This is a genomic window from Paractinoplanes ferrugineus, assembly GCF_016862195.1.
In the GTDB taxonomy this organism is placed as follows: domain Bacteria; phylum Actinomycetota; class Actinomycetes; order Mycobacteriales; family Micromonosporaceae; genus Actinoplanes; species Actinoplanes ferrugineus.
The window spans coordinates 117,577-141,930 of sequence record NZ_BOMM01000057.1; the positions used below are offsets into that span (position 1 = coordinate 117,577).

Here is a 24,354-nt window from a genome sequence, read left to right on the forward strand (position 1 = left end):
CTACTCGTAGCGACGAGTGGCGGACTGGCGGACCCGCTGCTGCTGCGCCTCGGCCTGCTCGGCCCACGGGCGCATGATGGGCGCGCCCTGGTCCCGCTTGATCATTCCCGGCAGCCGGGTCGTCGCTTCGCCCGACCCGGCCGGCGGGGCAGCTTGGCGGAGCACCTCATGGTCCGGCCGGGAGACGCCTGGGCCGGTTTCGGTGGCCGCGCGCAGGGGCTGAGCCCGGGGGAACGCAGCCGGTGACGACGGGCGGCTCAGGGCACCGGCGATCACGTCGTTGAGCTTGACCATCAGGGCCACGATGGTCGGCAGCACCAGGACACCCCACCAGCTCACCAGCTCGGCCAGGGCCAGCAGGATGCCGAGGGCGATCGCGCCTTCGAGGAACACGAAGCACAGGAAACCGCTGGGCGCCACGTGCCGCAGGCTCAGCATCCGGGCGTAAAGCGGGCGGTGGGCCGCCTCAGAATGTGGAGACCTCATCGCACACCACCCCCGTGACGAGCCGCCGCGACGGCGAAGACGGCCTTTTCCAGGGCGAACCCTCGATCTTCCGCGCCACCTTTGACGGCGGCGTTGCAGTCGGCGGCCGCCCGCATGGCATCGACCAGGCCCTCGGGCGTCCAGCCCCGGCTGCGCTCCTGGGCCCGCTGGATCTTCCAGGCCGGCATGCCCAGCGAACTGGCCAACTGGTAGGGATTGCCCCGGCCGGCCGCGGCGACCTTGGCGACCGTGCGGACGCCGTCGGCGATCGCGTCGGCGATCGGCACCGGGTCGACGCCGACGTGCAGGGCCCAGCGCAGCGCCTCGAGCGCGCCGGGCACGTCGCCGATCATCGCGGCGTCGGCCACGGTGAATCCGCTGACCTCGGCGCGGCCCTTGTAGTAGCGCGCCACCACCGCTTCGGTGATCTTGCCGTCGGTGTCCGCGAGCAACTGGGAACAGGCCGCCGAGATCTCCCGCAGATCGTTTCCGACCGAGGCGAGGAGCGCGGACGCGGCCGCCTCGTCGCACCGGCCGCCGTTGCGCCGGAACTCGTCCCGGACGAACGCGATGCGCTCGCGGTCACCCTTGAGTCTGGCCGCGGCCACCACGGTGGCCCCGGCCGAGCGCAACCCGTCGGCGAGCGCCTTACCCTTGGCGCCACCCAGGTGCGCGACGATCAGCGTCACCTCGGGGTCGGGATTCTTCGCATATGCCAACAGCGCCGTGATCAGGTCTTTCTTCGCATCCTGTCCACTGCGGATCACCAGCACCCGCCGGCCGCCGAACAGCGACGGGCTCAACATCTCGGCGACCTCACCGGCGAAAAGCGCACCGCCCTCGTATTCCCGGATGTCGGCGCCCGGATCGGCCGACCGGGCCGCATCGACCGCCGAGGTGATCGCGCGAGCGGCGAGAAGCTCCTCGTCGCCGAGGACGAGCACTAGCGGATCGGGAGGTGCGGTGTTCACGCCCGATATCGTCGCACGGGGGGCTGACGTTTCCGCGAGGCTCACTCCTTCGCGCAGATGGTCGATCACCGAACGCGAAAGCAGACATATTGGCGCCTCGCCATGTCCGCCGAACCGTAGAGTCGCTCGATCAGGCTGAATGTCTGCGCCGGCCATCGAACACCCGGCAACTACCATTGACCACGCCGAATGCCGACCAATCCGGCTAACCCGGGCGTGTCGGCAGCTCGGCGGGCAGCATCGACCCGATCCACGCGTCCACCCGTACGCCTCGGTGCCGCAGACGCTGCCGCAGCGTCGCCTCCAGACGGAAGCCGGCCTTCTCCGCGACCCGCCGGGAAGCGACGTTGCCGACCTCGGCCCGCCACTCGATCAGCTCCAGCCCGAGCCGCTCGAACCCCCACCCGCACAGCATCAGCACCGCCGCCGTGGCGACACCTCGCCCGCGCGCCGCCGGATCGAGCCAGTACCCGATCTGCGCGACCCCCTGGCCGAGGCCGGCCAGCCCGAACCCGACCCGCCCGAGCCGCTCCCCCGCGCCGTCCTCGATCACGAACTCGGCGCGCGAGTCGTCGTCCCAGCCCGCGATCGCCATCTTCCGGACGAAGTACTCGGCGTCGGCCATCCGGTACGGGTTCGGGATCTCCAGGAACCGCTGCACGGCGGGGTCGAGCGACACCTCGTACACCCATGGGATGTCCTCGGCCTCGAACGGCCGCAGCGTCAGCTCCCCGGCCTTGATCTTCTCTCGTTCCACCCTCGCATTGTGGTCGGCCGGTCAGCGGTCCGGCGGATCGCCTCGGGCCACCACCGCGAGGCCGTGCCCGGTGGCGACCGCGGCCAGGTCGCCCGACTGATCGGTGCGCAGAACCCGTGCCCCGCCACGGGCGAGCCGCGCCAGGAGGGACTCGTTGGGATGTCCGTAGTCGTTGTCCTTCCCCACCGAGACGAGCGCCACCGCCGGATCGATGGCGTCGACGAATTCCGGGGACTGGTAGCTGCTGCCGTGGTGCGAGACCTTCAACACGTCGGCTCGCAGCGCCGCCGGTCCCAGATGCCGCAGCAGTTCGTCCTGTTCCTCGGTCTCCGCGTCGCCCGGCAGCAGCACCGTCTCGCCGCGCACTTCGGCCCGCAGGACCAGTGAGTTGTTGTTCGGATCGGAGTTGGTGCCGTGCAGCGGCTCGAACGGTCCGATCGCGGTCAGCCGCAGCCCGCCCACCTCGTACGACCAGCCCGGACTGATCGTGTGCAGCGGCAACGACCCGGCCGCGGTGGCCACCGCGGCACGCCCGGCGGGCGGTTCGGGCCAACCGGGCCCGGCAACCGCATTCACCGTACGGCCACGGAACACCCCGGCCACCCCGCCGATGTGGTCGATGTGGAAGTGGCTGGCCACGAAGAGCACCACCTGCCGTACGCCCAGTCGCCGCAGACAGTGATCGACCGGTTCCGGCTCGGGCCCGGCGTCGACGACCACGGCCCGGGACGGTCCCGCCGGCAGCACGATCGCGTCGCCCTGCCCGACCGCGCACGCCACCACGATCCAGTCGGCCGGTGGCCACCCCGAGGCGAGCAGCCGGACCGGCATCGCGCCCAGCATCCCGGCCACCGCCACCACCAGGGCGAGCCGCTTGAGCACCGGCCGGCGGGTGGCGAGCAGCAGGGCCACCGTGATCACGGCGAGCAGCAACGCCCCCCACACGCCGTCCGGCCAGGGCAGCGCGCCGGCCGGCACCCGGGCGCCGTACCGTGCGACGACCACCAGCCACCTTGTCGGCCAATCGCCGAGCCAGGCCGCGAACTCGGCGCCGCCCGCCCACACCGGCGACAACACGGCCGCGCCCACGCCGAGCAGCGTGGCCGGGGCGATGGCCGGCACCACCACCAGGTTGGCCGGCACCGCGACCAGGCTGATCGTGCCGGACAGCCCGGCAATGACCGGCCCGCAGGCCACCTGGGCGGCAGCCGGGACGGCCAGCGCCTCGGCCGCCCCGGGAGGCCAGCCCCGCCGGCGCAACGCGTCCCGCCATACCGGTGCCAGCAGGAGCAGTCCGGACGTGGCCAGCACCGACAGCGCGAAGCCCGGGTCGGCCGCGAGCTCCGGGTCGTACAGGATCAGCGCCGCCACCCCGGCCGCCAGCGCCGGCAGAGCGGCCCGGGGTCGCCCGGACGCGAGACCGATCAGGCCGATCGCCCCCATCGCCGCCGCCCGAACCACACTTGGCGACGGTCGAGCCAGGATCACAAAACCGATCAGCACCACCGCGCAGACCACCGCCTGCGTCACCGGCCCGGCCCGCGCCCGCCGCACGAGGAAGAGCACAACCCCCAGGATGATCACGACGTTCGCGCCGCTCACCGCCATCAGATGGGTCATTCCGGTGGTACGGAAGTCGTCGCTCAGCGCCGGGTCGAGGCGACTGGTGTCGCCGACGACCAAGCCCGGAAGTAGCCCGCCGGAGTCGTCGGGCAGCGGCTCGCAGGCACGCTGCAGCCCGGACCGGAGCACGCCGGCGGCCCGCTGCGCCCAGGAGGGACGGCCGAGCAGCTCCGGCGCGTCCTTCACCGAGACGACCGCCGCTCCCAGATCCCCACCCCGCGGTGGCAGCAGCTTGCCCCGCGCGGCCACCCGCTGTCCGGGTAGCAGTCCTCGCCAACCGGGGTCGCTCCCGAGGACGATGGCCCGCGCCTCGAGCCGCAGCGGAACGGAATCCTCCGCCCCGACGACCCGCAGATCCACCGCGACCAGGTAGGTGGGTGGCATGACCGGCGATCCACGGATGGCCCGTGGATCGTCGCGCACGACGGCCTCGACCCGAACCGGATCACCGGCCCGAACGAGCGCCACCAGCGGCCCCGACTCACGCGCTGTGACCCGCACTCCGGTCACCGCGGCACCGCACCCGGCGCCGAGCAGCACCGTGAGCCCGATCCACCGCATCGCCACCGCCCCGGTCCCCGACGCCCGCTTCCCCACGCGGGCGACCACAACTCGCTCCCGTGCGGGCACGGTTCTCCGGCGGACAGCTGGTGTCTTTGCGGCGGTCGGTTCGATCGGGTGACGAGCCGCGATGACGGCGAGCACGGCCGCGCCGGCGAGCGCCGCGACTCCGAGCAGGATGCCGGTCCGGGCCGACAAGTAGAGGGCGGCCAGCGATGACAGCCAGGTAGCCAGCGCGAACCCGGCAAGCCTCAGGTCCGGCGCTCCGCGGCTCACACCGTCACCAGGTCTTTCAGCTGCTCGTAGCGCGCATCCCCGATGCCGTCGACCTTCCGCAGATCGCTCACCGCTTGGAAGCCGCCCTGCGCGTCCCGGGCGTCGAGGATGCGTTGAGCCAGGACCGGACCCACCCCGGGCAGGGTGTCCAGGTCGGCAAGGGTGGCGGTGTTCAGGTTGACCAAGCCGCCCGCGGGCGCCGCCCCGCCCGTCGCGGCAGGACCGGTGGGCAGGACGACACCGGGTGGCGGTGTGACGCCGACCAGGATCAGCTCGCCGTCCACCACCTTGCGGGCCAGGTTGAGCAGGGCCACGTCGACACCGGGATCGGCGCCACCGGCCGCGGTCAGCGCGTCGGCCACCCGGGCGCCCGACGGCAGTCGCACCAGGCCCGGCCGGCGGACCTTGCCGCCGACCGCGACCACCACCTCCCCCGACGCCGGGGCCGACGCACCCGGTGCCGCCGGTGCTCCAGCGCCCGGGCCGCCCCCGTGTTCGGCCGGCCCGGGCGCTGAAACGGTCGTCCCGAACGACGGCGGTGCGACCGTGTCGACCCGCGGTCGCGCCCGCCACGCCAGGAAGGCGGCGATTGCGATCACCACCACGGCCACCGCCGCCAGCGCCTTGACACCGCGGCGCCCCGGATCGAACGCGCCGAAGCCGAACCGCCGCCCCTCCGCTCGATCACCCCCGAAGGCACCCGCCGTGCTGAGGGCCGGCTCGTCCGCATCGGCATAGAGATCCGCATCGGCCGGGCCCGGCGAGACCGGCCAGGACGATTCCCCACTGCCCGGCCAACCCGCCCGGCCCGGTTCCCCACCGCCGAGCCGGGCCGCCCTGACCGACTCCGCACCGGCGGCCCGGTCTGCCCGGGCCGGCCCCACGCCCGCGGATCGGCCCGACCACGCCGGCTCCGAGTCGCCGGACGGAGCGGCTCGGGCCCGCTCCGGGGCGGGCGGCGGTTCGGGCAAGACCCAAGCGGGTGGGGGCAGGGGACGTTGCTCCGGGCCGACGGGCCGGACGGTCGGGGCCCGGTACGGCCGGAACGGCTCGGCGTCGTCCATCAGATCTCCGAGATGAGAGGGGAACGGATCAGTGGCGCTGTCGAGAGGCGTGTCCGGTGGGGCCGTCGAGCGATCGACCGGCAGGACTCCGGCCGTCGATCGGTCGACCGGCACCGTCGCCGGGGTGGGAGCAGCCGGCATGGTGCGGGCCGGCGGCCGGTCGATCGGGACGGCTCCCGGTGGTGACGCCCACGGCGTACCGGGTGGATATCCGCCGGCGACCTCGGATGGGGACGTCCGCGCCGGCGCGCCGGGTCGGGCTCGCGGGGTGTCGCCCAGCACCACGCGGGGCGTTTCGCCGAGCTCGATGCGCAGTGGTGGATCCTCCTCCGCAGGTGGGTCGGGCAACGGGTCGAGGTCGACGTCGTCGGGCCAGCCGGTGACGACGTCCGACCAGTTCAGCGGTTCACCGACCGCGGACAGGTCGCCGAGCGCCGCCTCGTAGCGGGAACTGGCTGCGGAGTCCGGTGGCCGCGCGCGGTCATCGGAGGCGGTGGCGGTCTGGTCGCGTACCCGATGTGGCGTCGCGGCCATGACCGACCGCAGCCTTTCCGCTACGACTTGGTCCTCTCGCACGTCAGGCACGCTAGGGAGTTCGCCGGGCCGGCGCTCCGAGCCCTGTGGACAACCCCCGATTGTGGATAACTCCCACCGTCGGCCCTTCTGTGCTAAAGACTCCGTGTGACAGTGGGGATTCCGGCTTCGGTGATGGCCGAGACGATCATGCGGCTACGTACCGCGGGCTGCGTTTTCGCCGAGGACGAGGCGGCCGTGCTGGCCGGCGCGGCGACCGGCGAGACCGAGCTGACCGCCCTGGTCGAACGGCGTGCGCTGGGCGAGCCGCTCGAGCAGGTCGTCGGCTACGCCGACTTCGCCGGGGTCCGGGTGCGGCTCCGCCCGGGTGTCTTCGTTCCGCGGGTACGCAGTGAGCTCCTGGTCCAGGTCGCGGCAGCGACGAGTCGTCCCGGGGATGTCGTGGTGGATCTCTGCTGCGGCTCGGGGGCGCTCGGCCTGGCCGTTCGGCACCGGCAACCGGCGATCGACTTGTACGCGGCCGACGTCGACCCGGTGGCGGTCGCCTGTGCCCGGGACAATCTGGACAGCCAGGTCTTTCAGGGTGATCTCTTCGACGCGCTCCCCGCCTCACTTCGCGGTCGGATCGCGGTGCTGCTGGCGAACGTGCCGTACGTCGCGACCCGGCACATCCCACTGCTCCCGGCCGAGGCCCGCGACCACGAGCCGCACACCGCGCTGGACGGCGGCGACGACGGACTCGAGATCTTCCGCTCCGTCGTCGCCGGCGCGGCCGACTGGCTGGCCCCGGGCGGGATCATGCTCTCCGAGATCACCGAGGCGCAGTCGGAGCCGGCCAGCAAGGTGATCTTGGACGCGGGACTCGCCCCTGATCTGCGATCCGATGAGGATCTCGAAGCATTGGTCGTCGCGGGGAGGAAACTTGTCACCCGGTTGCGATAAGGTCGGCGGCCTTCAGGGAGAGAAGAGGCGTCGCGGTGGGCCTGCTGCGGAGGGTTGCCCGCGCACGACTGGCCGGTCTGGTCATCCGGCGGTTGCGACGCGCGGGATTCAACGACGCCAAATACGACGCACGCGGTTTCCGGGTTGGCTTCACCGCACCCGGTGACGAGACGCCGACGATTCTGGAGCTTGCTCCGCTGCTGGTCAGGCGGGGTGGGCGCCGGCGGGAGCGGGTCGATCGGTTCGTCGCCGGGCTGGTTCGCACGCCCGAGTTGCCGCTGAACTGGGCGGAAGCGCGGCCGTTGCTGCGCCCGGTGCTACGCGGCGGCACGCCGGGAACGCTGCTCCGCCGTCCGGTCCTACCGTTTTTGTACGAGTTCGTGGTGGTCGACAGCCCGGACACGATGACCTATGTCGGTCCGGAACAGCAGGCGAGTTGGGGGGTGAGTGCGGAGGAGGTCTTCGATGCGGCCCGGGCGAATCTGACCGGGGCGGTGCTTCATGGGGTCGCGAACGAGCCGGTGGTGGTGCGGTTCGTGGACAACGGCGACGCCTACTGGACGTCGCACCTGCTCCTGCAGCACTGGCTCGAACGGCTCGCCGGGCAGGTGGGCGGGGCACCGGTGGCGTTCGCGCCGGAGCGCGGCACCCTGCTGGTCACGGCCGACCGGAGCGATCACCTGGGCAAGTTGTTCGCGCAGGCGGAGGAGATCTACGCGACGTCCTCCCGGGCGATCACCCCAATGGCCTACACGAGCGACGAGAACGGCTGCACCGTGCCCTACGCAGCCCCGCCGGGCCATCCGCTGCACCACGCGGTCGCCCGCGCGGAGCGGATCCTGGCCGTCCAGGAGTACACCCGCCAGGCTGCCCTTGCCACCGCCCAGCCGGACACGGACGGCGCACCCCGAGCAAACGCCCCAGCAAACCCCGGTCCGGCGGGCCCCGGCCTCGCGGACGCCGAAACGACGGGCTTGGGGACAGGGCAGCCGGACTTCGCGGAGCTGCGGCTGGTGGGCTCGGACGAGCACGGGTGGCGCACGCGGGCCATCTGGGATCGGGACGAGCCGACACTGCTGCCTACGGCCGACGAGGTGCAAGTCGGCGCGGATGTGTGCACGTGGACGGAGTTGGGCGCCCGCATGCGGAAGGCACCGGGGCACGAGCCGACCCGCTGGTCTGCCGACAGCTGGCCGCGCCGCTGAAGCAGCGCCACCCACGAAGACATCCGCAAGCCGAGTGGCTCAGGGGCGACGGTGGACGACGACGCCGGCTACGCCGGGGCCGACGTGGGCGGCCACTACGGCGCCTATCTCGGTTACGTAGCAGTCGCGTAGGCGGTCGGGCAGGCGCATGGCTACGGCGTCGGCCAGGGCGTTTGCCCGCTCGGGGGCTTCCAGGTGGTGGACGGCGATGTCGACGGCGCCCTCGCCGGACGCCTCCACAGTCAGGTCGACCAGTTTGGCCAGGGCCCGGCCGGCGGTGCGGACCTTGTCCCGGACCACGAGGGCGCCGTCGACCACGTGCAGGATCGGCTTCACCGACAGGGCGGTTCCCAGCAGGGCCGACGCCGCCCCGATGCGGCCGCCCCGGCGGAGGAACTCCAACGTGTCCACGTAGAAGAGGATGCTCACGCGGGCGGCGTGGTCGGCGGCTTCCGCCCGTACGGCAAGGAGGTCTTTGCCGTCCCTTGCGGCCTTGGCCGCCGCCAGTGCCGCGAAGCCCAGACCCATGCCGATGGTTTTGCTGTCGACCACGTGGATCTTGTCGGCGCCGAACGACGCCGCGGCCAGGCAGGCCGCCTCGAAGGTGCCGGACAGCTTCGCCGACAGGTGCACCGAGACGATGCCGTCGACGCCCTCGTCGAGGAGGCGGCGGTAGGTTTCGGCGAACTGGGTCGGAGCGGGCCGGGACGTGCTGACGGCGGAGCGGCGGGCGGTCAGCGCGCGGGCCACCTCGGCGGGCTGGATCTCCAGGCCCTCCAGGCCCTCGGCACCGTTGATCACCACGGTCAAGGGCACGACGGTCAGGTCATACGAGCCGCTCAGTTCGGCGGGCAGGTACGCGGTGGAGTCGGTGACGACCGCGACGGGCATGCGGGCACGTTAACCGATAAGCGTCCGCCCGGCCGCATGGGAGCCGGATCAGGCCGGCGTGACCGAGGTGACGATGAACGGGACGCCCTGCTGGCAGGTCGACTTCATGGTCGGCTCGGACCGGCCGGTGAGGGTGACTTTCTTGCCGACGGCGGCGGCCGTGTCGGTGCGCATCGCCGCGTCGCCGAAGAGCAGCAGGTGGGTGCCTTTGCTGTCCTGGACGAGCAGGCAACCGGGTTCGACGCCGGCTTCGACAGTGCCGCTGACGGTCTCCGGGCCGGTGGTGCCCGGCGCCGAGGAGGCGGCGGCCGGACCCGAGGAGGCCGGACCCGAGGGGAAGGCCGGACCCGAGGAGGAGGCCGGACCGGCGGCGGAAGCGGAAGCCGCGGCGGAGGCGGACGGGGAGGTCTGGTTGGCGCAGCCGGCGAGGCACACGATGAGGCCCAGCACGGCGGCCGATCGACGGGTCAGCATGATGGTTGGACGCTACCGGATCATGCGCGGTTCCGGGTGGCGGGAAACCTCAGACCGGTGGGGGCACGGGGCGGTCGGTGAACGGGCCGACGTTGTACGCCGCGACCTGCCATCCCCGCTCCCGGTCATGGGTCAGCTCGACCCAGTGACAGTTCTGCAAGGCCCGCAGGGTGCGCAGCTGTTCCAGCGGCCAGCCGAGGAGATGCCCGATGCCCTGCCGGGCGGCCGCACCGTGGGTGGCGACCACAACCGTGCCGCCGGGTGAGGCCAGCGCGGCCGCCGCGTGCAGTGCCTCGGAGACGCGCGAGCCCAGGTCGGCGAGCGACTCGACGTCGCCGCCGACCTCCTGGCCGTGGGTCCACCGGTAGTGCTGATCGGGGTAGAGCTCGGCCACCTCGGTCATGGTGAGGCCCTGCCAGTTGCCGAAGTAACGCTCGCGGAGCCGCTTGTCATGGGTGATCGACAGCCCGGCGAGGGCGGCCAGCGTCGCCGCCGTGTCGGCGGCCCGGTGCAGGTCGCTCGACACGATGGCGTCGGGCTTCATCTTGATCAGCAGCTCGGCCGCGTCGACGGCCTGCTGACGGCCGAGCGCGTTGAGCGCCACGTCGGTCTGCCCCTGGACGCGATGGTTCGCATTCCAGTCGGTGTTGCCGTGGCGCCAGACGATGAGCCTGCTCACGATGCTTCGGCGTCGACCATGTCACGGTCGACGAACGGGATCGTCGGGCAGTCCTTCCACAGCCGGTCGAGACTGTAGAACTCGCGCTCCTCGGCGTGCTGGATGTGCACGACGATGTCAACGTAATCGAGAAGAACCCAGCGACCCTGACGCTCGCCCTCGCGGCGCACGGGTTTCGCCTTTTCCGGCAGGTTGACAAGGGCTTCCTCGACCGCGTCGACGATGGCGATCACCTGCCGCTCGTTCGACGCCGAGGCGATCACGAAGGCGTCGGTGATGTAGAGCTGTTCAGCGACGTCGATGACGACGATGTCTTGCGCCTTCTTGTCGGCGGCGGCCTGGGCGGCCGCCATGGCCAGTTCAAGAGCGCGTTCGGTGACGGGCAAGAGCATCCCCTCGGTTGGTGTCCTGGAGATATAAGCGTCTCACACGGGTGTGTCATTTCCCGAGCCCCGATAGAGGCCTCGCTTGTTGATGTACTGCACGACACCATCGGGCACGAGGTACCACACCGGTTGGCCGTCGGCGACCCGGGTGCGGCAGGCCGAGGACGAGATCGCCATGGCCGGCACCTCGACGAGCGTGACCGAATGGGCCGGCAGATGATCGTCGGTGAGCTCGAACCCCGGCCTGGTGACGCCCACGAAGTGGGCCATCCGGAACATCTCGAGGGCGTCCTTCCACCCGAGGATGCGGTTGAGCGCGTCGGCACCGGTGATGAAGAAGAGGTCGGTCGACGACGAGGGGCCGTAGACGGCACGCATGTCACGCAGGGTGTCGACGGTGTAGGTGGGGCCGTCCCGGTCGATGTCGGCCCGGCTGACGTGGAACCGCGGGTTGGACGCGGTGGCGATCACCGTCATCAGGTAGCGGTCCTCGGCCGGCGAGACACGGCCCTTCTCGTAGGGCTGGCCGGTCGGCACGAAGACGACCTCGTCGAGGTCGAACCGGGCCTGCACCTCGCTGGCCGCCACCAGGTGTCCGTGATGGATCGGGTCGAATGTCCCACCCATGATCCCGATCCGGCGCATCAATGAAATATAGGCCCCGCGCCGATCCCGGGCGGCGGCCGGGCGGAGGTCAGCCGTCGGGGCGGCGGCGGGCGGGCGGAGATCAGCCGTCGAGGCGGCGGCGGACGGCCGCGAGCAGGTCGGCGGCGGTGAACGGCTTCTCCAGCAGCGCCACGCCCGGGTCGAGGGTGCCTTGCGAGTGGAGGACGGGCTGGGCGTACCCCGACATGTAGAGCACCCGGGTGGCGGGCCGCACGACGAGGAGCCGCTCGGCTACCTCCTTGCCCAGCATCCCGGGCATCACCACGTCGCTGACCAGCAGGTCGATCGTCCCGTCATGGCGCCGGGCAAGGTCAAGGGCTTCCGAACCACAGGAGGCGACGAGTACGTGGTAGCCCGCCCCGGACAGCACCCGCCCGGCCACTTCGCGCAGCGCCGCTTCGTCCTCGACCACGAGCAACGTCTCGCCACGACCGGGCGCGGGTACGGCGATGTCTGACAAGTCGGCTGGCGGGACGGTGTCGAGGGCGGCCGGGAGCAGCACCGTGACGGTCGTGCCGGCCCCGGGAGTGGAGGCGATGCTCACCTCTCCCCCGGCCTGCGTGACGATCCCGTAGACGGTGGCGAGGCCCAATCCCGTACCCGAACCGCTGCCTTTGGTCGTGAAGAACGGCTCGAAGGCGCGCTCGAGAACGTCGGGTTCCATCCCGGCACCCGAGTCGCTCACCCGAAGCCGCACCCGAGCACCGAGCCGCGCGGTGTCGATCACCAGCTCACCTCCGCCGGGCATCGCGTCCCGGGCGTTCAACACCAGGTTGACCAGCAGTTGCTCGATCTGGCCGGGATCACACAGAACCGGCGGCAGGTCCGCGGCCGGCCGCAGGAGCAGCTCGATGTGCGAGCCGATGGACCGGTGCAGCATCTCGGAGATGTCGGCGATGGTGGCGTTGAGCGACAGCACCCGCGGCCGCACCACCTCCCGCCGGGCGAACGACAGAAGCTGGTGGGTGAGGTCCGTACCCCGCTTGCCGGCCCGCACGATCTGCGCCGCGTCGGCCGAGATGGCCGACAGGTCGGGCGTCGGCTCGGCGGCCTCCTCGATCACGAAATTGGCGTAGTTGACGACCACGCCGAGCATGTTGTTGAAGTCGTGCGCGATCCCGCCGGCCAGCTGGCCCAGGCTTTCGAGGCGCTGGTGGCGGTGCACCTGCGCCTCGGCCCGCAGCCGCGCCTTGTCCTGCTCGGCCCGTGCGCGCTCGCTGAGATCCCGCACCACCGCGACGGCGAGCCGGCCCTGCGGCGTGTCGACGATCGCGACCGACGACTCCACCGGGACCTCGCCACCGTCGGACCGCCGGATGGTGGTGATGGCCGCGCCGAGCGATCCGGGCACACCTGATTCGATCCGGCGGCGGCGCGACTCGACCATCAGCCGCGCGTCCGGGGTGACGAGCGTTTCGATCGACTTGCCGAGCAACTCGTCCCGGGGCCGGCCGAACAACTCGACCGCCCGGTCGTTGACCAGGACCATGGTCTCCCCGTCCAGGACCAGGATCGCGTCCGGAGCGGCCCGCAACAGACCCCCGGCGAGTTCCTCGGACCACTCCACGCACGAAGGATAATTCCCGGAAAGCGGGAAAACCCTAAAAGCGAGCGTCGAGGGCCCGCCGCATGTCGTCGTCCGCGTCCTGCACGACCCGCCGCAGAATCGGGTCAAGATCTTCGCGTCCCAGCAGCTCAGCGGCGAGGCGCCGGGTCTCGGCGGAGACCGCGAGCTCCGGGTACGCGTAACCGGCCGTCTTCTCCGCACTCATCCCCGACCGGATCCGCATCATGTCCGGCATCTCGGCGAAGTAGCGAGCCACGTACGGCGCCGTCAGCTCGATCTGCTCGAGGTGCCAGAAGCCCGACGCGGTCATCTCGACCAACCGGTTCGACAGTTTGACCTCCGTGACGATCCGCTGCCAGGCCGCGGCCTTGGCGTCGGCGGTCGGCACCGCGGCCCGGGACCGGGCGGCCCACTGTTCGCCGGTGGCACTGCGGTCGCGGGCGTACTCCTCGTCGATCTCGGCGGTCCCGGCGGCGCCCAGCACGACCAGCCGGTAGAGGATCAGCCAGCGCAGGTCGGCGTCGACCGCCAGCCCGTCGGGCACCCCCTCGCCGGCCAGCCAGCCGCGCAGGCGGGCGACGTCGGTGGTGGCCCCGATGAAGCCGCGGGCGGCGGCCAGCCGGCGGGAACCGCCCGGCTCGGAGACGGCGATGAGCCGGTCGGCGGCCTGCGCGACGAGCTCGAGCGCGGCCGGCCGGGTCTCCGGGGTCGAGTAGCGGTCGACCAGGCTGCGGGTGGCCCGCAGCACGTCCTCGATGATCACGACCTCGGACTCCACCGGCAGGGCCGTCAGCACGAGCGTGACCAGCTCGGCGACCGCCCGTTCGCCGTCGACCACGGCGTCGAGGGTGCTGGCCCACAGGACGGCGCGGGCGAGCGAGTCGGAGATCAGCGGCAGGACGGTCGGCACGGCGGCGGCCGAGGTCTCGTCGAGGCGGATCTTCGCGTACGTCAGGTCACCGTCGTTGAGCAGCACCAGGTCGGCCGAGAGGTCGGCGTCGACCGGGGTGGTCTCGGCCGCGTCGACGTCGACGAGCAGCGACGTACGCCGCACCATCGTGCCGTCCGGCGCCCGGTCGAACAGCCCGATGCCGATCTTGTGGGGGCGCAGGGTGGGGAACGAGGCCGGCGCGCTCTGCTGCACCGAGGCCGGCGACCGGGTCAGCCGCAGGGTGTTGACCTGGGGCTGACGCAGCCAGACCTCGGCCCATGCGGCCAGGTCGCGCCCGCTCGCCTTGGTCAGCGCCCGCAACAGGTCGGCGAGCGTGGCGTTGGCGTAGGAGTGGGCGGCGAAGTGGTCGTTGAGCCCGGCCAGGAACGCCTCGTCGCCGACGAACGCGACGAGCTGTTTGAGGGTGGCAGCGCCCTTGGCGTACGAGATGCCGTCGAAGTTGAGCAGCGCCTGGTCGGTGTCGCCGACCTCGGACGGGGCGACCGGATGGGTCGAGGGATGCTGGTCGGCCCGCAGGCCCCAGGCCTTGCGCTGCATCGCGAACGTGGTCCAGGTGCCCTTGAAGCTGGTCGCCTCGGCCGCGACCCGGGTGCCGAGGTACTCCGCGAACGACTCGTTCAGCCACAGGTCGTCCCACCAGGCCATGGTGACGAGGTCGCCGAACCACATGTGCGCCATCTCGTGCGCGATCACGTTGGCGCGGGACTCCCGCTGACTGTCGGTGACCGCCCCGCGGTAGAGCATCTCGTCCCGGAAGATCACCAAGCCCGGGTATTCCATCGCCCCGAAGTTGAACTCGGGGGCGAACGCCTGCTGGTAGTGCCCGAACGGGTACCGGATGTCGAACATCTCGTGGAACCGGTCCAGGCACTGCTTGGTGATCGTGAAGAGCTCCCCGGCCTGCTGGTCCAGCTGCTCGGCGAGCGACGCCCGAGCGTAGAGAGCCAGCGGGATGCCGTCGTGTTCGTCGGTGAGCGCGTGGAACGGCCCGGCGAACACGGTGGCGAGATAGGTCGAGATCGGCTTGGTGGGCGCGAACCGCCACTCGCCGCCGGCCTGGGAGACCAACGCACCGTTGGTGGCGACCTTCCAGTCGGCCGGCGCGGTGACCGAGACCTGCCAGGACGCCTTGAGGTCGGGCTGGTCGAAGCAGGGCAGCACCCGCCCGCCGTTGTTGATGAACAGGTGCTGGTAGAGGTAGACGTTCCCGTCGCCCGGGTCGGTGTACTTGTGCAGCCCCTCGCCGTCGTTGGAATAGCGCATCGTGGCCGCCACGACCAGCTCGTTGTCCTCGGCCAGCCCGGCCAGCGCAAGTCGCCGGCCGTCGGCCGCCGACGGGTCCACCGAGGCCCCGTTGAGCGTGATGGAACCGACCGAGGACGGCTCGAACTCAAGGAACGTGGACGCCCCCACCCGCGCGCCGAACCGCACGACCGTCCGTGACTCGAAGGTGTCCCCCGAGGCGGTGACGTCGAGATGAACCTCGTAGGAGCGGACTTCGACGGTGGCGGCGCGGGCGGTGGCCTCGGCACGGGTCAGCGGCATGACGACCATCATGCCGGTTTGGCGGGTTCGCCACATGACCGCCCCGCGATAGCATGCGGTCATGCGCGTCACGAACCTCTGCTGGTGGCTGCCCTGACGGGCGGCCCACCCAGACGCGCACCACCTCATCGCGGCCGCCCCTCCGGGCGGCCGTTTTCGCATGTCACGGCCGGTTTCCGGCGGGGCGCCACCCCCGTACCGAAAGGAACCAGCCATGATCAAGCAACTCACCGGCTTCCAGTCGACCGGCAACCTGCACCTCGGCAACCTGCTCGGCGCCATGCGACCGCTGGTCGAGGCGCAGGCGACCGCCGACTCGATCGCCATGATCGCCGACCTGCACGCGCTCACCGTGGAGCATGATCCGGCGGCGGTGCGGGCGAACACCCTGGAGGTGGCGACGCTGCTGCTGGCCGCCGGGGTAGACCCGCGCCGCACCGCGCTGATCGCCAACTCGCAGATCCCCGAGCACACCGAACTGCACTACCTGCTGGAGTGCGTGACCGGCTTCGGGGAGGCCGCCCGCATGATCCAGTTCAAGGAGAAGTCGGCGAGCGGCGCGGTGCGGCTCAGCCTGCTCACCTATCCGGTGCTGATGGCCGCCGACATCCTGGTGCACGGCGCCGAGCACGTGCCGGTCGGCAACGATCAGGGTCAGCATCTGGAGCTGGCCCGCACGATCGCGCTACGTTTCAATGCCCGCTACGGGGAGACGTTCACCGTGCCGGCGGGCATCCGTCCGGAGTCGGCCGCGCGGGTCATGGATCTGTCCGACCCGACCCGCAAGATGAGTAAGAGCGCCCCCTCCCCGGCCGGGCGCATCGGGCTGCTCGATCCGCCCGACCGGATCCGCAAGACGATCTCCCGCGCGGTCACCGACACGATCGGCGTGGTGCGTCATGATCCGGAGAAGCAGCCGGGCGTCACCAACCTGCTGGAGATCCTGGCCGCGTGCACCGATGAGAAGCCGACCGGGCTCACCTCTTACGGCGCGCTGAAACGCGAGGTCACCGACGCGGTGGTGGCGCTGCTCGCGCCCATCCAGGCCCGCTTCACCGAGCTCGCCGACGACCCCGGCTTCGTGCACCAGACCTTGGCCGAGGGCAAGGCCCGGGTGCGGCCTGCGGCGCTGGCGACCGTACGGCGTACGCGCGCGGCGATCGGGCTACTGGACTAAGGCCGCGAGCCGCTTCTCGAAGCACACGCTGACGGGATTGCCGACGTACGGCCCGTACGCCGGGATCTGGTGGTAGCCCGACGACTGGTAGAGGGCGATCGCCGCGGGCCGGTAGTTGCCGGTCGCCAGCCGGATGACCGGCCGGTCCGCGGCGAGGGCCTCCTCCTCGACCGCGACGATCAGCTGGCGGGCGATTCCCCGGCCGCGGAAGGCCGGCCGCACGTACATCCGCTTCAGCTCGGCCGCGCCCGGTCCCATGGCCTGCCAGGCAGCGCAGGCCACAGCCCTTCCGTCAACCACCACCACCATGTACGCAGCGTCATCGCCAGGCACGAACACCGTGGTCCTCGTGCCCCCGTCGAACTCCCGGATCTCTCGCTGCTCGGCTGTGACCAGGGCGGCGAGTTCCGGATCCAGGGCGGGTCGCGATTCGATCAGCACGGCGGTAACGCTAAGCGAGCACCATTGCCGGGTGGTTGCGACAAGCTGGACGACGTCCTATTCGCCGGTGTCGTCCTCATCGTCGGAGTCGGTGACCAGAACCGGCCGCTGCGCGTTCGCGAGGCTGGTCACGGTGCCGTCCGGCGCCATGTGCAGCAGCTCCTCGTCGGAGCGGACCCGGCGGGCCTTACGGGCGGCCAGGCGCTGGGAGGCGCTCGCCCGGTGGCTGTCCTCCTCGAGCCGGGCGTCGGTGCCCCGCGGCCCGGCCACGAACTCGCCGGCGTTGGGCTGCCAGTCGAACTCCATCACCCCGATGCGCACCGGGTCGCCGGCTTTGGCGCCCCGCTTGCCGAGTTCGGCCTCGACGCCGAGGCGCTCGAGCCGGTCGGCCAGGTAACCCACAGCCTCTTCGTTGTCGAAGTTCGTCTGCTTGATCCACCGCTCCACCTTGGGGCCGCGCACCACGAAGACACCCTCGTCGTCCTGCTCGACGGTGAAGCCGCTCTCGTCGACCGCCTTGGGACGGACGATCTCCCGGGTCGGCTCGACCGGCGGCTTGGCCAGCCGGTGCTCCGCCACGGTGGCGGCCAGCGCGAACATCAGTTCCTTGAGTCCCTCGCGGGTGACCGCGCTGACCTCGAACACCTGGTGACCGCGAGCTTCCAGGTCGGGGCGAACCATCTCGGCCAGGTCCCGGCCGTCCGGAATGTCGATCTTGTTGAGCACGACCAGCCGGGGGCGATCCTCGAGACCGCCGTACGCGGCCAGCTCGGCCTCGATCGCGTCGAGGTCGGCGAGCGGGTCACGCTCGATCTCCGGCGTCGCCGCGTCGAGCACGTGCACCAGCACCGAGGTGCGCTCGATGTGCCGCAGGAACTGCATGCCGAGGCCCTTGCCGGTGGCCGCGCCGGGGATGAGACCGGGCACGTCGGCGACGGTGAACGTCTGGTCGCCGGCCTGCACCACACCCAGGTTGGGCACGAGCGTGGTGAACGGGTAATCAGCGATCTTGGGCTTGGCCGCGGACATCACCGAGATGAGCGACGACTTGCCGGCCGACGGGAAGCCGACCAGGCCGATGTCGGCCACGCTCTTCAGCTCGAGCACCACGTCGAGCTGGTCACCGGGCTCGCCCAGCTCGGCGAAACCGGGCACCTTGCGCCGGGTGTTCGCCAGCGAGGCGTTGCCCCGGCCACCCCGGCCACCCCGCGCCACCTCGAAGCTGGCGCCGGCGCCGATCAGGTCGGCCAGCACCTCGCCGTTCTCGCCGTGCACGACGGTGCCGTCGGGCACCTGGAGCACGAGGTCCTTGCCGTTGGCCCCGTCGCGGTTGGCACCCGCGCCGCCGCCGCCGTTGCCACCCTTGATGTGCGGGTGGAAGTGGAAGTCGAGCAGGGTGTGCTGCTGCGGGTCGACGACCAGCGTGATGCTGCCGCCGTGCCCGCCGTTGCCTCCGTCGGGGCCGCCGAGCGGCTTGAATTTCTCCCGGCGCACCGAGACGCAGCCGTGTCCGCCGTCACCCGCCTGCAGGTGAAGCACTACCCGGTCGACGAACGTGGTCACTCTTGCTCAACTCCTGTAAACGCAACAGCGGGCCGCGGACCCGGAGGTCCGTGGCCCGCTGAGGAAAAGCTACTCCGAGACCGGCACGATGCTGACGGTCTTGCGACCGCGCAGCTTGCCGAACAGAACATTGCCCGCGGCCAGCGCGAACAGCGTGTCGTCGCCACCACGGCCGACGAGCTCGCCCGGGTGGAACTTCGTGCCGCGCTGGCGGATCAGGATCTCGCCGGCGTTGACCAGCTGGCCACCGAACCGCTTGACACCGAGCCGCTGAGCGGCGGAGTCACGGCCGTTGCGCGAGCTGGACGCACCCTTTTTATGAGCCATGAGTGATCCGCCCCTTACTTCCCGCTCTTGATGCCGGTTACCTTGACGAGGGTCAGCGGCTGGCGGTGACCCTGGCGCTTGTGGTAGCCGGTCTTGTTCTTGAACTTGTGGATCCGGATCTTCGGACCCTTGGTGTGCTCGGCGATCTCGCCGGACACCGTAACGTTGGCAAGCTTGGCCGCGTCGGTCACCAGGTTGTCACCGTCGACGAGGAGGACTGCGGCGAGCGTGAGCGCATCGCCGGGCACGCCCGCGAGCTTCTCGACCTCGATCACGTCGCCCTCGGCAACCTTGTACTGCTTGCCGCCGGTCTTGACGATCGCGTACATCGGACGCGGACTCCCTGAGACTTGCGCAGCGAAAACCGCTGCTGGCGGATGGTGCTATCCCGGCCGGATGATGCACCGGGGCACGACGCATGAAAAGCGCCGTCGGCAAGCGTACTTCATGTAGCGCGCTTGCCCCAAACCGGGGACGGTCAGCCCTTACCGCACGCCTTGTCGAGGGTGGTCGTAAGGTCCGACATCTTGTCCGCATTGAGCTTCGTGACGTCGCCCTTGAGCGCCTTGACCTGCTTGCTCATGTCGGTCAGCGCGCCCTTGAGGGCCTTGTCGTCGGCCAGCTTCGCCATGTCGGCGAGCGCCTCCGAGTAGTTCGTCACGTCCCGGTCGATCTTCTGCTGAGCCTCGCTCTTGGCCGCCGCGTCCTTGCTCTCCGAGTCAATTTTGATCTTGAGATCGGCGATGAAGGTCTGCCCGAAGCTCGTGCTGGTACGCGCGGCCTGATCGCAGATGGCCTTGGTGTTGCTGGACAGCGCCTGGTCGCCGGCCGCCGCCACGGACGGGTCCACCGCCACGGTGGCGCCCGCGGAACCGCCGGCGACCGGAGTCGCGCCACCGGCCGGGGTGACGGCGTCGTCGCTGCCGGAGCAGCCGGCGGCGACGGCGAGGAAGGGCACAACTATGAGCAATGCGAGGGGTCGCATCGGTCTCCTCGGGGGAAAGGCTTATCGATTTCCGCGAGGGTAGCCGACTCGGCGGGGAAGGAGCGGCTCAGCTCTAAGGTTTGTTTACCAATAGAGCCGAGCCGCCCGAAAACCTATGGCCGGGTACGCCGCCGGGCGCCACTGCGCCGCGACCGCCGCCGGCCCGAACCGGCACCCACCGGCTCGTCGTCGTCTTCCTCGTCCTCATCGTCGACCGCGTCCGGGTCGTCCGCGCCGGTCAGCCGCATCGGCTCGGCGGCCGGCCCGGAGTCGGCCGGCCCGGAGTCGGCCGGAGCCTCGTACCGGGACAGGTCGTAGCCGCTGATGTCGTACTCCGCGGCGGAACCGTCGGAGGCCGGCGTGGGAGCCGCGATCGACACGATGCCCGAACCGTGCACCGGCGGGAGATCGGCCGCGATCGCGGCCGGGCTCTCGCGCTCGACCGGGGCCACCCGCTCCACCGGGACCACCCGCTCGACCGGGGCCACCCGCTCCACCGGGGCCTGCAGCGCGGCCGGCACCTCGTCGACCACGACTGCTTCCGCCTCGGCCGCGGCGGCCTCGACCGAGGCCGCCATGGCTCCGCCACGCCGCCGGCGTGAACGGGACGACGTCGGCTGCTCCTGGGGAGCGGCCGGCTGTTCCGTACGCGTAGCCGCCGCCACCGCCTTGACCTGGGTCCCGGCGCCGTTGGAGCCGGAGCCGTTGCCCCCGCCGCCGTTGCTCCGCTTCTCCGCCACCGGCTCGGTGTGGATCAGCAGGCCGCGGCCCTTGCAGTGGTCACAGGTCTCGCTGAACACCTCGAGCAGGCCCGACCCGATCCGCTTGCGGGTCATCTGCACCAGGCCGAGCGAGGTGATCTCGGTGACCTGGTGCTTGGTACGGTCCCGGCCCAGGCACTCGGTGAGCCGCCGCAGCACCAGCTCGCGGTTGCTCTCCAGCACCATGTCGATGAAGTCGATCACGACGATGCCGCCGAGGTCCCGCAGCCGGAGCTGCCGGACGATCTCCTCGGCCGCCTCGAGGTTGTTCCGGGTAACCGTCTCCTCGAGGTTGCCGCCGGCGCCGGTGTACTTACCGGTGTTGACGTCGACGACGGTCATCGCCTCGGTACGGTCGATCACCAGGTGGCCGCCCGAGGGCAGGAACACCTTGCGGTCGAGGCCCTTGAGGATCTGCTCGTCGATGCGCTTGTCGGCGAAGACGTCGGCGACCCCGGTGTACCGGTGCAGGCGCTCGACCAGATCCGGCGACACCGAGTTGAGATAGTTCTCCACCTCGGCGTACGCCTGGTCACCCTGCACCACCAGCTCGCGGAAGTCCTCGTTGAAGAGGTCCCGGACCACCCGCAGGACCAGTTCCGGCTCCTCGGAGAGGGCGGCCGGCGCGTGTCCGTCGGCGGCCCGGCGCTGGATCTCCTCCCACTGCGCCTGCAGCCGCTTGACGTCGCGGGCCAGCTCGTCCTCGCTGGCGCCCTCGGCCGCCGTCCGCACGATGACCCCGGCGCCGTCCGGCACCAGCTTCTTCAGCACGTCCCGCAGCCGCTTGCGCTCGTTGTCGGGCAGCTTGCGGCTGATCCCGGACGCGTTGCCGTTGGGCACGTAGACCAGGTGCCGGCCGGAGAGCGCGATGTGGCTGGACAGCCGCGCGCCCTTGTGCCCGATCGGGTCCTTGGTGACCTGCACCAGCACCGAGTCGCCGGACTTGAGCGCCTGCTCGATCGAGCGGGCGCGACCCTCCAGGCCGGTGGCGTCCCAGTTGACCTCACCGGCGTAGAGCACGGCGTTACGGCCGCGGCCCACGTCGACGAACGCGGCCTCCATGCTCGGCAGGACGTTCTGCACCTTGCCGAGGTAGACGTTGCCGACCATGGTGCCGGAGGTGGCCCGCGCCACGTAGTGCTCGACCAGGATGCCGTCTTCCAGCACCGCGATCTGGGTGCGGTCCGACTTCTGCCGAACGACCATGACCCGGTCGACCGCCTCCCGGCGGGCCAGGAACTCCGACTCGCTCAGGATCGGCGGACGGGTGCGGCGCTGCTCGCGGCCGTCCCGGCGGCGCTGGCGCTTGGCCTCGAGCCGGGTCGACCCGGAGACGCCCTGCACCTCGTCGGTGCGGCGCGGCTCGCGCACCCGCACGACGGTGTGCACGCCGTCCTCGATGCCCCCGGTCTCGGCGTCGCCGGTCGAACCCTTACGACGCCGGCGACGCCGCCGGCGGGTGACGCCGTCGCCCTCGTCGGGCTCGTCCTCACCCTCCTCGGCCTCCTCGGCGTCGGTCGCCTCGATCGGCTCCTCGTCCTCGGCGGTCTCGTCGCCGTCCTCGGCCGGGCCCTTGCCCCGGCCGCGGCCACGACGGCCCCGACGGCGGCGGCGGCGGCCGTTCACAAGTTCGTCGTCCGAATCGTCGTCGACGCCGTCCTCGACGTCGTCGGCGGTCTCGTCGGCCTCGTCGACGACCGGCTCGGCCACCTCGGCGACGGCCTCGACCGGCTCGGCGACCTCGTCGGCGGCCCCCCGGCGGCGGCGCCGGCTGCGGCGGGAGCTCTCGGCCGGCTCCTCGGCGGGCAGTTCGGCAACGGCCTCGGTGATCTCCGGCTCGGCGACCGGCGCCGCGACGGGCGCGACCGCGGCCGTGCGCCGCGACCGGCGGTTGGTCGGCGCCGGCTCCTCGGTCGCCTCCGGCGGCATGAAGAGTACGGCCGGGGGCAGCGCCGCGCGGCGCCCACGCCGTGGCTTGACCTCTTCGACGAAGTCGTCGTCGAGGGGCAGCACACCGATGATCGGAGCCGGCTCCTCAGCCGGCTCCTCGGCTTCCTCCTCGACGACCGGCCCGGCGGCCGGAGCCGTGGTCGGGTCGGCCAGGGAAGCAGCAGTCGGGTCGGCCTGGGAAGCAGCGGCCGGGTCGGCGGCGACGGGCACCGAGGCCCGGCCGATCGCGGGGGCCGTCTCGGTAACCGGTTGGACAGCCGGTTCCTCGACGGCGATCAGGGCGTCGACCGGCGGAAGCGCGGGAGCCGCGGCCTTCTTCCGACGGGTACGGGTGGCCTTCACCGGTGCCGCTGGTTCACCGTCGGCTGACGGCTCGCCCTCGGCCGGCGGCTCGGCGGCCGCGGCCGGCGCGGCTGCCGGAGCGGCGGCCTTGCGGCGGCTCCGGGTGGCCTTCACCGGCCGGGCCGGTGCCTGTTCGCCCTCGGCCGACGGCTCGGCTGAGGGGTCGGCCGAGGCTTCGACAGCCTCGGCGGCAGGGGCGGCCGCTTTACGGCGAGTGGTCCTCGTCCGGCGCGCAGGGGTGGCTGCGGTGCTCTCGGCGGCATCGGCGGGCGGCGTGACCGCTCCGTCCAACTCACCGCCCTGTGGCTCGTTATCGAGCATGGGCGCTCTCCAGTTCTGGCGGCCCCGGGCGCGTTTGAGCGCTGCCACGCAGGATCGCCGCAAGTATTTCGGTCCCGGCCGTTTGTCGGACGGGCGGCCGAAGTCTGCCGACGGGAGCCGGCTGATGTTCAGCTGGCACCCTCCGATGAATCAATCCTCGCGATCCGCGTCCAACGGATCGACGATCTCCCCCTGTGCGGTGAGCGTGCCCTGGGCCAGCCGGATCACCCGAGGGGGCACCGGCGGCTCCAGGCCAGCCACGACACGCAGGCCGGAAAGGACGTCATCGGGCCGTACGGCGGGCGTTACCTGTCGTACGACAAGGTCGATTATCGCACACGGTGCGCCGTCCGCCCCGGAAGGTGGGCCGGACTGCTCCGTCACAGCGATATGCGTCACCGCCGAGCGGGCGTCGAAGGACCGCCGGCCCTGCTTCGTCATGCGCTCCACCTGCACTTCCCCGGCTTCGAGGAAGCTTTTGACGGCGGCCGCGGCCACCGCCGGGTCGACCTCGGGCAGTTCCAGCCGCCACCGGGAGGCGTCGATCCGGTCGGCCAGGCTGCCCTCCCCGGCCACCACCGCCTCGAGCACGTCGAGACCGGGCGAGAGGGCGGCGTCCAGGGCCGCCCGCATCTGCTCCGGGTCGACCTCCCGCTGGAGACCGATCTCCAGGTATTCGGCCTCGCTGCCGACGCCGGTGGGCGCCGCACTGGCGTACGAGATCTTGGGGTGCGGGGTGAAGCCCTGGGAGAAGGCGATCGGCACGGCGGCACGGCGCAGGGCCCGTTCGAAGGCGCGCGCGAAGTCCCGGTGTGAGGTGAAGCGCAGCGGACCACGCTTGGCATACCGGATGCGGATGCGCTGGACGACCGGGGCCTGGCCGCCCACCGGCTGATTCTTGGGAGGAA

Annotated in this window: 22 protein-coding genes; 3 read left to right on the forward strand and 19 right to left on the reverse strand. The window is 71.5% G+C overall.

Going from position 1 to position 24,354, the window contains the following annotated elements; translation table 11 throughout:
• The 5 genes from Afe05nite_RS44150 to Afe05nite_RS32845 all read right to left on the reverse strand — a co-directional run bounded on the left by Afe05nite_RS44150 (position 1) and on the right by Afe05nite_RS32845 (position 5,558).
• Positions 1–486 carry a hypothetical protein gene (locus tag Afe05nite_RS44150; protein ID WP_239118361.1) on the reverse strand — a complete coding sequence of 162 codons (486 nt, stop codon included), beginning with the start codon at positions 484–486 and terminating at the stop codon, positions 1–3.
• On the reverse strand, positions 483–1,466 hold the full coding sequence (gene holA / locus Afe05nite_RS32830; protein ID WP_203821190.1) for a DNA polymerase III subunit delta: 984 nt from the start codon (positions 1,464–1,466) through the stop codon (positions 483–485). Before holA ends, Afe05nite_RS44150 begins: the two co-directional genes overlap by 4 nt.
• A 196-nt stretch (positions 1,467–1,662) precedes the next feature.
• Complete coding sequence (locus Afe05nite_RS32835) at positions 1,663–2,214, reverse strand: GNAT family N-acetyltransferase (protein WP_203821147.1); 552 nt, start codon at positions 2,212–2,214, stop codon at positions 1,663–1,665.
• 21 nt (positions 2,215–2,235) lie between these two features.
• Entirely contained in the window at positions 2,236–4,674 is a 2,439-nt protein-coding gene (locus Afe05nite_RS32840; RefSeq protein ID WP_203821148.1) for a ComEC/Rec2 family competence protein, read from the reverse strand.
• Complete coding sequence (locus Afe05nite_RS32845; protein ID WP_438869306.1) at positions 4,671–5,558, reverse strand: ComEA family DNA-binding protein; 888 nt, start codon at positions 5,556–5,558, stop codon at positions 4,671–4,673. Before Afe05nite_RS32845 ends, Afe05nite_RS32840 begins: the two co-directional genes overlap by 4 nt.
• 861 nt (positions 5,559–6,419) lie before the next feature.
• Between Afe05nite_RS32845 and Afe05nite_RS32850 the strand changes: the two genes are divergently transcribed.
• Together Afe05nite_RS32850 and Afe05nite_RS32855 are read left to right on the forward strand one after the other, a co-directional pair.
• Positions 6,420–7,214 carry a putative protein N(5)-glutamine methyltransferase gene (locus Afe05nite_RS32850; RefSeq protein ID WP_239118362.1) on the forward strand — a complete coding sequence of 265 codons (795 nt, stop codon included), beginning with the start codon at positions 6,420–6,422 and terminating at the stop codon, positions 7,212–7,214.
• 35 nt (positions 7,215–7,249) lie between these two features.
• A complete protein-coding gene (locus Afe05nite_RS32855; protein WP_203821149.1) occupies positions 7,250–8,419 on the forward strand; it encodes a DUF1444 domain-containing protein in 1,170 nt (389 codons plus the stop codon).
• A gap of 39 nt (positions 8,420–8,458) precedes the next feature.
• On the opposite strand, the gene Afe05nite_RS32860 is transcribed toward Afe05nite_RS32855, so the two are convergent.
• The 7 genes from Afe05nite_RS32860 to pepN all read right to left on the reverse strand — a co-directional run bounded on the left by Afe05nite_RS32860 (position 8,459) and on the right by pepN (position 15,579).
• Entirely contained in the window at positions 8,459–9,310 is an 852-nt protein-coding gene (locus Afe05nite_RS32860) for a DegV family protein (RefSeq protein ID WP_203821150.1), read from the reverse strand.
• A gap of 48 nt (positions 9,311–9,358) precedes the next feature.
• Positions 9,359–9,784 (reverse strand): hypothetical protein, encoded by a 426-nt coding sequence (locus Afe05nite_RS32865; protein WP_203821151.1) that lies wholly within the window; start codon positions 9,782–9,784, stop codon positions 9,359–9,361.
• A 49-nt stretch (positions 9,785–9,833) separates the two neighbouring features.
• Positions 9,834–10,463, reverse strand: coding sequence for a histidine phosphatase family protein (locus Afe05nite_RS32870; protein ID WP_203821152.1), 630 nt, complete (start codon positions 10,461–10,463; stop codon positions 9,834–9,836).
• Positions 10,460–10,849 (reverse strand): ribosome silencing factor, encoded by a 390-nt coding sequence (rsfS, locus tag Afe05nite_RS32875; protein WP_203821193.1) that lies wholly within the window; start codon positions 10,847–10,849, stop codon positions 10,460–10,462. Before rsfS ends, Afe05nite_RS32870 begins: the two co-directional genes overlap by 4 nt.
• A gap of 39 nt (positions 10,850–10,888) precedes the next feature.
• A complete protein-coding gene (gene nadD, locus Afe05nite_RS32880) occupies positions 10,889–11,494 on the reverse strand; it encodes a nicotinate-nucleotide adenylyltransferase (RefSeq protein ID WP_203821153.1) in 606 nt (201 codons plus the stop codon).
• An 82-nt stretch (positions 11,495–11,576) separates the two neighbouring features.
• Complete coding sequence (locus tag Afe05nite_RS32885) at positions 11,577–13,082, reverse strand: ATP-binding protein (RefSeq protein WP_203821154.1); 1,506 nt, start codon at positions 13,080–13,082, stop codon at positions 11,577–11,579.
• A 34-nt stretch (positions 13,083–13,116) separates the two neighbouring features.
• The gene (pepN, locus tag Afe05nite_RS32890) at positions 13,117–15,579 is read right to left on the reverse strand and encodes an aminopeptidase N (protein ID WP_239118363.1); all 2,463 of its coding nucleotides are present in this window, start codon (positions 15,577–15,579) and stop codon (positions 13,117–13,119) included.
• A gap of 214 nt (positions 15,580–15,793) precedes the next feature.
• Here pepN and trpS point away from each other — a divergent pair, with 214 nt between their 5' ends.
• Complete coding sequence (trpS, locus tag Afe05nite_RS32895; RefSeq protein WP_203821155.1) at positions 15,794–16,756, forward strand: tryptophan--tRNA ligase; 963 nt, start codon at positions 15,794–15,796, stop codon at positions 16,754–16,756.
• On the opposite strand, the gene Afe05nite_RS32900 is transcribed toward trpS, so the two are convergent.
• The 7 genes from Afe05nite_RS32900 to Afe05nite_RS32930 all read right to left on the reverse strand — a co-directional run bounded on the left by Afe05nite_RS32900 (position 16,745) and on the right by Afe05nite_RS32930 (position 24,334).
• Positions 16,745–17,197 carry a GNAT family N-acetyltransferase gene (locus Afe05nite_RS32900; protein ID WP_203821156.1) on the reverse strand — a complete coding sequence of 151 codons (453 nt, stop codon included), beginning with the start codon at positions 17,195–17,197 and terminating at the stop codon, positions 16,745–16,747. The genes trpS and Afe05nite_RS32900 overlap by 12 nt on opposite strands.
• 57 nt (positions 17,198–17,254) lie before the next feature.
• Positions 17,255–18,760 carry a GTPase ObgE gene (gene obgE, locus Afe05nite_RS32905; protein WP_203821157.1) on the reverse strand — a complete coding sequence of 502 codons (1,506 nt, stop codon included), beginning with the start codon at positions 18,758–18,760 and terminating at the stop codon, positions 17,255–17,257.
• 69 nt (positions 18,761–18,829) lie between these two features.
• Complete coding sequence (gene rpmA, locus Afe05nite_RS32910; RefSeq protein ID WP_203821158.1) at positions 18,830–19,087, reverse strand: 50S ribosomal protein L27; 258 nt, start codon at positions 19,085–19,087, stop codon at positions 18,830–18,832.
• 14 nt (positions 19,088–19,101) lie between these two features.
• Positions 19,102–19,416: a 50S ribosomal protein L21 gene (rplU, locus tag Afe05nite_RS32915; RefSeq protein ID WP_203821159.1), complete on the reverse strand. Its 315-nt coding sequence runs from the start codon at positions 19,414–19,416 to the stop codon at positions 19,102–19,104.
• A 149-nt stretch (positions 19,417–19,565) separates the two neighbouring features.
• The gene (locus tag Afe05nite_RS32920) at positions 19,566–20,072 is read right to left on the reverse strand and encodes a hypothetical protein (RefSeq protein WP_203821160.1); all 507 of its coding nucleotides are present in this window, start codon (positions 20,070–20,072) and stop codon (positions 19,566–19,568) included.
• Positions 20,073–20,185: 113 nt separating this feature from the next.
• A complete protein-coding gene (locus tag Afe05nite_RS32925) occupies positions 20,186–23,446 on the reverse strand; it encodes an Rne/Rng family ribonuclease (RefSeq protein ID WP_239118364.1) in 3,261 nt (1,086 codons plus the stop codon).
• A gap of 150 nt (positions 23,447–23,596) precedes the next feature.
• Positions 23,597–24,334: a TIGR03936 family radical SAM-associated protein gene (locus Afe05nite_RS32930; protein WP_203821161.1), complete on the reverse strand. Its 738-nt coding sequence runs from the start codon at positions 24,332–24,334 to the stop codon at positions 23,597–23,599.
• Positions 24,335–24,354 lie beyond the last annotated feature (20 nt).